This window comes from Rhizobium sp. ERR 942 (assembly GCF_007828395.1).
Taxonomy (GTDB): Bacteria; Pseudomonadota; Alphaproteobacteria; order Rhizobiales; family Rhizobiaceae; genus Rhizobium; species Rhizobium dioscoreae.
Window position 1 is genome coordinate 65,112 of the sequence record NZ_VIUA01000014.1, and the last position, 8,721, is coordinate 73,832.

Sequence of the window (8,721 nt, forward strand, 5' to 3'; positions counted from 1 at the left end):
ACGCACGTGGTGCCTTGATCACCAGCCTGATCGCGTTGGCCCGGTGTAGTGGTGATGGTCGGCGTCGGCAATTCCAGCCGGTGCTGCCTGCCCCTCCCCTCCCCCTCACGGTGCCTGAACCAGCGCGACAGCGTCGGCTCCGGCAGGAAAGCGGAGCTTGTTCTCGGGATCGTGAACGGCCCGCCAGATGGCCTCCGCAACATCGCTTTCCTTGGTGGTCATTGCGGGTTTTGCGAACGACTCAAGAATCGGTCGTGCGAAGTCTGCATAGCCGCCGGGAAGGAGGTCCGAGACGGGGACGATCGCATTCGCCCCGAACCGGGTCGTTGGCGCATAGCCGGGCTCGACGAGCTTTACGCGGACCCCGAAATAACCAAGCTCATGCGCGAGCGAAGCCGAGAAGCCTTCGATCGCCTGTTTTGTTGCGGTATAGGCTGCGGCGAGCGGGAATTCGCCCAAGGCGACGCTTGATGTGACATTGACGATGGTTCCGGACCGACGCTCACGCATCTGCGGGATGACGGCCTGGCACATGGCCATAACACCAATCGTATTGGTCTCAAAAAGCTGCCGGATAAGGGAGATTGGCATTGCCTCGAATGCACCGACACCGCCAAGCCCGGCGTTGTTCACCAGTACGTCGATTGGGCCGACCGATTGGAAAAGGTAAGCAATGCTGTCGGCGTTGGTGACATCAAGCGGAAGAACGCGCAAACGGTCGCTTTCGGCGAAAAGCGAAGCGTCAGGACGCCGCATGGTCACGATGACATTCCAGCCGCGCGAAAGGAAGTGCTCGGCGGTGGCCTTGCCGTAGCCGGATGATGTCCCGGTAATAAGGATCGTCTTCGTCATGTCAGTCTCCTTAGTTGCTGTCCGATAGGAATAGACACTCAACCGAGGACTATCTATAATCCTATGTCCAGGAATAGTTATGGATCGTCCAAAATGGATCCTCTCAGTGATATCGTCGCTCTCTTGCGCCCCAGAGCAGCGATAGCAAAGCCTATCTCCGGGCGCGGCCAATGGGGCGTTCGCTACAGATCCTACGACGCACCTGGGTTTACGATCGTCCTCACCGGAGAAGCATGGGTCACCTTGGGTGATCAAAAGCCACTTCGGATTGCCGAAGGCGACTTCCTCCTCTTGCCGACGACGCCGGCCTTCACCCTGAGCAGCGCACCCGACGTGCCTTGCATCCCCGTTGAACCACTGGCTGAAGCTGTCCGCCATGGCGAACAACAAGGAGAGCCGGATTTTGTGGCGCTAGGCGGAAGCTTTTCGATCGAGAGTGTCAACGCGCCACTGCTGCTCGCGTTGTTGCCCGATGCAATTCATATTCCGGCTTCGGCCGGGCACGGGACGCGATTTGGCCGCGTGGTCGAACTGCTATCCGAGGAGTGCGTCTCCGACTATCCCGGCAAAGAGCTGATCATCCAGCGCTTGCTGGAGACGCTGCTGGTCGAGGCACTGAGGTGGGACATTATTAGAGACAACGCAGCTTCGGCGGGCTTGGCGAATGGGTTGCGCGACCCGGCAATGGCTCGCGTCCTGCGTGCCATCCACGAAAATGTTAGAGCGAGATGGACGGTAGCCGATCTTGCACGAATAGCTGGCATGTCGAGGTCGGGTTTTGCCGCCCGGTTCAACGAGGTGGTTGGTTGCGCACCAATAGAATATCTGGCGCGCTGGCGCATCGCCATTGCCAAGCAGGCATTGTTGAGCGGCGTAAAGTCGCTCGACAGGATCGCAGACGAAATAGGTTACGAATCCGCCAGCGCCTTCAGCACGGCGTTCAGCAAAAGGCTCGGTTGCTCTCCAGGCAGGTTTGCTAGACGGCAGGCCGCCACCGCCAGGCCGGAGTAAACCCATCGAGTCGGCCGATTGGCATGTGGTCTCAGGCCCCCCGGGAAAATCGCATGGCAGCCGTTCAGAGCTGGATTGACCAGCTCCGCATCTTATGACGCGTGTGATCCGCCAGGTCGCGCTACCTTCTTAAGCCCTGCTCCTGCTGCCTCCTTCTGAACCAGAGCTGCATCCGCGAGCGATATCACGCCCGTGAGGCGCTTCTCCCGGTTGACGACGGGAAGCCTGCGAACCTGAACCTGTCCCATGTTGCGGGTGACGTCATCGACGTCTTCATCCTCGAAGCAGTATTTCACATCTCGGTTCATGACTTCACGCACCTTGGCATCTCCGCCAAGGCCGTCGGCTAGACCGCGAACGACCATATCCCGGTCGGTAATCGTCCCGACCAGCTGATCATTTTCCCCGACGGGCATGAACCCGATCTCCTCATCCGCCATTTGCCTGGCGATTTCGCCGATTGTCTGCTGCGGGTTGGCGATGTGAACGCCACGCGACATGATCTCTGCGACTTTCATGGGACCTTCCTCCTGCTTTGCGTTTGCGGATCTTTGCTGAAGTTTTCAAGCCGGCCTAGCTGTGATCAACGCGCTCCCCAACCATGGGAGGCTGCAATAGTTCCGGAGTCCGACCGAATCAAAGGAACCTGACCCGTGTTTGCAGGTTCTCCCATCCCTCGCGGTCCTCGTCGGCCGATGACACCATCGAAGCCAGGTGATGCGGCCTTTATGGGCAACCGGCGAGAATCCAGGAGCCACTCGTAATGAGAAATCATGTAAGCAAGCGATTTGTGAAACGCGACTGGGGATCTGGCAGAGAAACGTGGCGACAGTGCTCACCCGCCGGGTATTACCGAGACGCAGTGTCCTCTACAATCCGTCGCCTTTCGAAGCGCCAGGCAAAGGCAGCTTGGTTCGAGGGGTCTACTCTCAAATGCTACTAAATCTCGTAATGAGCGTTGTGCGTAGCGCCTAAAGTTCGCGGATGTCTTGGAACTTCGCGGTTCACCCGTGGTTTGTTCGCGGCGACATCCTTGTCGCGACTTCACAACACGATGGAGAACCCAATGACCCTCGCAGGGAAAAAGATCGCGATTCTAATCGCGCCGCGCGGCACCGAGGAGCCGGAGTTCAAGCAGCCGAAGGACGCCGTCGAAGCGGCCGGCGCCCAAGTGGCCGTGCTAGGGCTGGAACCCGGTGAAGCGAAGACCAACAACAACGATCTTGATCCGGGCAGCAGCTATCATGTCGACAAGACCGTAAAGGATGTTTCCGCGGATGAGTTCGACGGGCTCGTCATCCCCGGCGGCTCAGTCGGCGCCGACAAGCTTCGTGCGGATGCGACGACCGTATCTTTCGTGCGCTCGTTCTTTGAACAGGCAAAGCCGGTCGGCGTCATCTGTCACGGCCCCTGGCTGCTCGTCGAGGCCGACGTTCTGAAAGGACGGACCATCACCTCCTACCCGAGCGTCAAAACGGACATTATCAACGCGGGCGGCAACTGGGTCGACAAGGAAGTCGTCGTTGACAACGGCCTGGTCACCAGCCGCAATCCGAAGGATCTTCCTGCCTTCTGCGCCAAGATCGTAGAAGAGTTTCAGGAAGGAAAACACCCACAGCAGGCCCGCAGCGCCTGATCTTCCTCAGCAGGACAGCTTCGATCCGGTCAGCCGCCCTCCGGCGGCCGACTAGCGCGCCACCACCGGTGAAAGAGCCGCCTCATGGACTATGTCGTCACGCTCTTCATCTTCGGAGTGGTGGTTCTTCTGACGACATGGTTGCCGCTGGCCTTGAAGAGGATTCCGCTATCGCTGCCGATCTGCTGCATCGTTATCGGCATACTCCTCTCGCTGTCGCCGTTTACGCCGCTGCCGCAGAGGAACCCGCTGGAGAATGTCGGCTGGGCCGAACACCTGACGGAACTGGTCGTCATCGTCGCGTTGATGGGGGCTGGTCTGAAGATCGATCGTCCGCTGGGATGGAGACGCTGGATGGTGACCTGGAGGCTGCTTGGCGTTGCAATGCCGCTCTCCATCGGCGCCATCGCGTTTCTCGGCTGGGCTCTGTTGTCCTTACCCCCCGCTTCGGCGCTTCTGCTCGGAGCTGCGCTCGCGCCAACCGACCCCGTGCTTGCTGCCGATGTCCAGGTCGGGCCGCCGCAGACTGGCGAGGAGGACGATATCCGCTTTGCGCTCACCTCCGAAGCCGGTCTCAATGATGGCCTCAGTTTCCCCTTCGTCATGGCCGCGATCGCAATAGCCGGCGCGTCATCTCAAATCGACTGGATCGGCCATTGGCTCGTCGTCGACGTTCTTTGGAAGCTCGTCGCAGGCACGGGCATGGGCTGGCTCGCCGGGCGGGCGTTGGCCCATCTGACGTTCCGATTGCCCAAGGCCGGGCAGCTTGCGAAAACGGGCGACGGGCTTGCCGCCCTCGGTTTCACCTGCGTTTCATACGCTGCCACCGAACTCGTCGGCGGCTATGGCTTCGTGGCTGTCTTCATCAGCGCGCTGACACTGCGTAGTGTCGAAAGGGGAAGCACTTTCCACAGCGAGCTGCACGATTTTGGCGAACAAATCGAGCGGCTGCTGATGATGGTTCTGCTCGTCTGCTTCGGCGCCGTGCTTGCCGAGGGCACGCTGCTGTCCCAGGTCGATTGGCGCATTGTCGTTGTTGCGGTCCTTACGCTGGCGATTATCCGGCCGCTCGCCGGCTGGATCAGCCTGTTCGGCTGCCATCAACCAAAAGCGGAAAAGGCGATCATCGCCGTGTTCGGCATCCGCGGCCTCGGGTCGATCTACTATCTCGCCTTCGCAACCCAGAGAGCGAAATTCGAACACATTGAAAGCCTGTGGGCTACGGTCTTCATGATTATCCTGATTTCCGTCATTGTCCACGGGATAGCGGTTACGCCAGTCATGCGCTGGATCGACCGCGAACGTGGCGTCGACAGCATGCGGCCGATGAGGGGCACCCGAGCAAACGAGTGATCCCGTACGGCTCAAGAAGTTGCCACCCGGAAGCTTTCAAGACAGCCTTTTTAAATCAGCACCTTACCGTAGAATTTCATTGCCTGTGCGAGCGCTCGCATTCACGCGGAGGCTTTGGCTGGCACCTATTTGGCTCTCAAGACAGCAAAACGCATCGGACCTAACGAGAACTCGCCCCAAGACGACGACGGCAGACGACCGCATGCATGTGGTGCGCTGATCGGCCGGCCGGTCGAAGCGCTCAAGCAGTGGCTTGTGGTGGCCAAGATCGACACCGGACCGGTGTTCCCGGCGCATCGACCAATGGGGCAATATCGATCGGCGGGCATTGACGCCTCAATCGGTCAATCTGATCCTGAAGACGCGTTGCAGGCAGGCGGGTCTCGACCCGGAGGCATTTTCGGCACACGGGCTGCGGTAGGAGTATCTAACCGAGGCGGCCAATCGCGGCAAATTTCCACTCCCTGCCGCACATTCCCGCGCTTAAGGTTTTCGGCGCGGTTGACAGAGCGTCGGATGCCGGTTGGGGCACAACCAAACATTGAGCGATATTTTTCGACTATTGAAAGCAGTGATTTAGGCGAAATTTCTTTGATATTTTAGTTGGTCGTTAACATAGGTTAATGTGAGTAGCAAAGAAATACGCAATCACTATGATCAAATATAGCTCGAGAAGCCAATACTTCACCGAATAAATTGCGCACTACTGATGAGAAATACTGCCGCGGAGTGAAACACTTAAGTAGAATTTAAAGTTGGGAGCAGTGACCGTGAATGAACAATCGCTGACGGACAAAAAAATAGCATCAGATGCGGCTACGTACATCATTTCAGCTCGAATATCTCACACCGCAAGCCCACCTGCTGAGGCGATAACGCCCGAATTCGATGAATGGCAAAGCTACACGCTTCTCATAGATTCCCGTGCTTTGGATCGCGAGTGCCTTTCCAGGAGTTTAACTGCCTGCGTCAGCGCCTTGCGCATCGTCACTGTCGGTTCACTAGATGAATGGCAAATGCGCGATATGCCAATGCTGCCGTCGGCAATTCTTTTTATGATTGGCGACCGCAAAGTGTCCGATCCCGATATCAGCGCCAGGATTCGTAGTCTCGTAGAACGATTCCCGACACCTCCCGTCATCATAGGCGCCGATGGGGATGAGCTTATCCAACTCATACATGCGCTCGAATGTGGGGCGCGTGGTTATATTCCCACCAGCGTCGGGGTCAAGGTGGTCGCGGAGGCCTTGGCGCTTGCGCGTGCAGGCGGCGTCTTCGTTCCGGCAAGCAGCTTGTTGGGTGCCAAGCAAGCTCTTGCCCCAATGGCGAGTCGAACGGCATGCCTCGATGGCCTGTTCACCCCGCGCGAAGTTGTAGTCGCGGAAGCTCTGAGACGAGGGAAGGCAAACAAGATCATCGCTTACGAGATGGCTCTATGCGAAAGCACTGTCAAAGTGCACGTTCGCAATATCATGAAGAAGCTCGACGCAACGAACCGCACGCAGGTCGCCTATAAAATCCGCGAACTCTCTTGCTAGCCCGCCGTCCATACGCCGCCGCTGGTGGTGCAGGGTCTTGGCCGAACGCGCGGGGGATGCCCGGATCGAGTTTCCTGACGGCTGAATGGAGCCACACCAGGCTTTCAAACCCGTCTCATTTTGATGAGCACGCGTCCGAAGCTAATCGCATCTGCCCTTGTTTTGCCCCGCCAGATCCAAGCGTCGGGATGACGAAAGCTAAGTCGCGGTCTATTTCCGTAAGAAAAATTTCTGGTGTTATTCCAAAGGCTTAGAAGCAGCGCCGTTAGGTGCCCAAACAGTGGTACCGTGCGTCCAACCAGCGGTTATAATGTAATCCAACCGAAAGCTTACGTCTAGCCGCTGCCAGATCTCTGCGATGTGTGCCGCGAGAATTGCGGCCGTTCGTTCAGGAGAAGGCAACTCTTCAACGTTGCTTCAAAGGCTTGGGATGTCCATTCCTGCGATAAGTTGAAAGCCATCTTAAGCAACGAAACAGGCCAGGTGTTCTCGATCTCCATACAACACGCCCAAAGGTTCCTTTTCTCGCGCATCCATCATTTGTACAAAAGCCTGTAAAAAAGGGAACCGATACCTGATGCCGAAGATTGCCACCGTCAGTTCCCCTCCCCTGCAGCAAAGGCTGATCGGATACGCGCGGGTCTCGACGGAGGATCAGCTCAATGACGCCCAGGTCGACGAGCTGCGCGCCGCCGGCTGTCATCCAATTCATCAGGAGCATGGATCGGGAGCATCCCGCGCAAGACCAGTCCTCACCAAGCTCCTCAAAGATCTCCACGCCGGCGACGTGCTCGTCGTCGTTCGCCTCGATCGCCTGGCCCGATCGGTCAGCCACTTGCTCGATGTCATCGAAGACCTCGAGAAGCGCGGCGTGCACTTCCGATCTCTTCGAGATCCGATCGGCACCTCCACGCCGCAAGGCATGTTCTCGTTGCAGGTGCTCGGCGCCGTCGCACAGCTCGAGCGAGCACTGATTGCAGAGCGTACCAAATCCGGGATGAAAGCGGCGAAGGCTAGAGGCAAACTCGCCGGCAATCCTGGACTTCGGGAACGCCGCCCGGCGGCAATTCGCGCTGTCACAGCGGCGCGGGAGCGGGCCTACATGGATGATCTGATGGTGTCGGCACAGACCTGGCTCCCAACGGTAAGGCAGCTTCGCCCCCAGCACAGTTGGGACAATGTGGTGCGCATCCTCAATCGCCGCGGCCACGAGTGGACAGTCGAGCGGCTGCGCCGCGCGGTTCATCGCATGGTTCGGGAAAAGCTCGCCGAGCCGGAACTGCTGGCTCGTTCCCCTCGCCGCGCGCCTGAGGACCACTTGATGAAGCTTGTCGCCGCGATCATGATCGCCGATCCCGGTCTATCGCTTCGGGATATCGCCGCACAACTGGATCAAATGGGTGAACGGCCACCGCGCGGCAGAAAATGGCAACCCTCCTCCGTGCGCGCATTGTTGGACGAGGCACGTCGCTTCGGGCTTGTGCGTTCCTGAGCGTGAATCTGGGGTCGGTGTCACGCCTTCGGAAATTGGTCATTTTTCACGCATTCCTTGTCCGTAGAAATCACCTTGAAACGGCCCATTAAAAGCGCGATGCCGAAGCGTCAAATAGTTACGTTCCACATCCTCAAAAGCGGCTGTTCGGCTATCCTTGTCATTTATTGCAATTTCTCCAGACAGCGGGCAGTTTTAGCGGAACGCTTGGCGATAGCCGCCGACCTGGATAGCCGCTGGTCTAGTCAGTCGCCGCCGATGCCGAAGCTCAGTCTAACCAGGGGAACCGAATGGCAAGAGGCAAGATCAAATGGTTTGATGCCGCCAAGGGCTATGGCTTTATAAAGCCCGACGACGGCAGTCCCGATGTCTTCGTGCATGTCAGCAAGGTTATGGAGGCATCCCTGCCTCACCTTCGGCCAGGCATGGCCCTGAAATATTCGGTCGAACAGGACGGTGCCAAGCTCTTTGCCAAGGATCTGTCGTTGGTATCGTCCGAACCGGCGCCTCGTGAGCCAGGCAAAGTCGGCGACGATTTTGCCGACGAGTTCGAAAGAGAGTGGGGATTGCGACAGATCTGACGCGCAGTTCGACTAACTTTCGAGGCCGCTCTTTGGAATCCGTTGTCGTCCGTCCCGCATCGCTATCGTTCTCGGCGATTAGCCGGCACCCACATAAGGACGCCGCAGCTGGAAAATAGGTCGTCTTGAAATTCGAACGCGCCTTGGGCCAAGCGGGACTAACGGCTTGGCCGGTGATGTCGAGCCAGTTGGTGAGGGCGTCAGTGAACTGCGAATTCACTAGGGCCCCGGCTACCGCGTCTACTTCCAGCGGCGGGG

Annotated in this window: 8 protein-coding genes and 1 pseudogene; 7 read left to right on the forward strand and 2 right to left on the reverse strand. The window is 58.3% G+C overall.

What is annotated here, in order from left to right:
• Nucleotides 1–105: 105 nt before the first annotated feature.
• Nucleotides 106–852 (reverse strand): SDR family oxidoreductase, encoded by a 747-nt coding sequence (locus tag FBZ97_RS32985; protein WP_145324690.1) that lies wholly within the window; start codon nucleotides 850–852, stop codon nucleotides 106–108.
• A gap of 93 nt (nucleotides 853–945) precedes the next feature.
• On the opposite strand from FBZ97_RS32985, the gene FBZ97_RS32990 reads away from it, so the two are divergent.
• Nucleotides 946–1,863, forward strand: coding sequence for an AraC family transcriptional regulator (locus tag FBZ97_RS32990; RefSeq protein WP_145324692.1), 918 nt, complete (start codon nucleotides 946–948; stop codon nucleotides 1,861–1,863).
• A 92-nt stretch (nucleotides 1,864–1,955) separates the two neighbouring features.
• Here the strand turns inward: FBZ97_RS32990 and FBZ97_RS32995 are convergent, their stop codons facing one another.
• Complete coding sequence (locus tag FBZ97_RS32995) at nucleotides 1,956–2,381, reverse strand: CBS domain-containing protein (RefSeq protein WP_145324694.1); 426 nt, start codon at nucleotides 2,379–2,381, stop codon at nucleotides 1,956–1,958.
• A gap of 548 nt (nucleotides 2,382–2,929) precedes the next feature.
• Here FBZ97_RS32995 and FBZ97_RS33000 point away from each other — a divergent pair.
• The 6 genes and pseudogenes from FBZ97_RS33000 to FBZ97_RS33025 all read left to right on the forward strand — a co-directional run bounded on the left by FBZ97_RS33000 (nucleotide 2,930) and on the right by FBZ97_RS33025 (nucleotide 8,463).
• Entirely contained in the window at nucleotides 2,930–3,499 is a 570-nt protein-coding gene (locus FBZ97_RS33000; protein WP_145324696.1) for a type 1 glutamine amidotransferase domain-containing protein, read from the forward strand.
• 84 nt (nucleotides 3,500–3,583) lie between these two features.
• Nucleotides 3,584–4,852 (forward strand): cation:proton antiporter, encoded by a 1,269-nt coding sequence (locus tag FBZ97_RS33005; protein ID WP_145651059.1) that lies wholly within the window; start codon nucleotides 3,584–3,586, stop codon nucleotides 4,850–4,852.
• A gap of 172 nt (nucleotides 4,853–5,024) precedes the next feature.
• A pseudogene (locus FBZ97_RS34940) lies at nucleotides 5,025–5,336 on the forward strand (integrase); the annotation flags it as partial.
• Between the two features lie 286 nt (nucleotides 5,337–5,622).
• Nucleotides 5,623–6,390: a response regulator transcription factor gene (locus tag FBZ97_RS33015; protein ID WP_246661933.1), complete on the forward strand. Its 768-nt coding sequence runs from the start codon at nucleotides 5,623–5,625 to the stop codon at nucleotides 6,388–6,390.
• A gap of 577 nt (nucleotides 6,391–6,967) precedes the next feature.
• Nucleotides 6,968–7,882, forward strand: a complete 915-nt coding sequence (locus FBZ97_RS33020; RefSeq protein WP_145324337.1) for a recombinase family protein — start codon at nucleotides 6,968–6,970, stop codon at nucleotides 7,880–7,882.
• Nucleotides 7,883–8,172: 290 nt separating this feature from the next.
• Nucleotides 8,173–8,463: a cold shock domain-containing protein gene (locus FBZ97_RS33025; protein WP_145324335.1), complete on the forward strand. Its 291-nt coding sequence runs from the start codon at nucleotides 8,173–8,175 to the stop codon at nucleotides 8,461–8,463.
• Nucleotides 8,464–8,721 lie beyond the last annotated feature (258 nt).

Excerpts from the sequence above, each read along its gene's own strand:
- FBZ97_RS32985 (WP_145324690.1), bottom strand. The coding sequence starts at position 852 with ATGACGAAGACGATCCTTATTACCGGGACATCATCCGGCTACGGCAAG.
- FBZ97_RS32990 (WP_145324692.1), top strand. The coding sequence starts at position 946 with ATGGATCCTCTCAGTGATATCGTCGCTCTCTTGCGCCCCAGAGCAGCG.
- FBZ97_RS32995 (WP_145324694.1), bottom strand. The coding sequence starts at position 2,381 with ATGAAAGTCGCAGAGATCATGTCGCGTGGCGTTCACATCGCCAACCCG.
- FBZ97_RS33000 (WP_145324696.1), top strand. The coding sequence starts at position 2,930 with ATGACCCTCGCAGGGAAAAAGATCGCGATTCTAATCGCGCCGCGCGGC.
- FBZ97_RS33005 (WP_145651059.1), top strand. The coding sequence starts at position 3,584 with ATGGACTATGTCGTCACGCTCTTCATCTTCGGAGTGGTGGTTCTTCTG.
- FBZ97_RS33020 (WP_145324337.1), top strand. The coding sequence starts at position 6,968 with ATGCCGAAGATTGCCACCGTCAGTTCCCCTCCCCTGCAGCAAAGGCTG.
- FBZ97_RS33025 (WP_145324335.1), top strand. The coding sequence starts at position 8,173 with ATGGCAAGAGGCAAGATCAAATGGTTTGATGCCGCCAAGGGCTATGGC.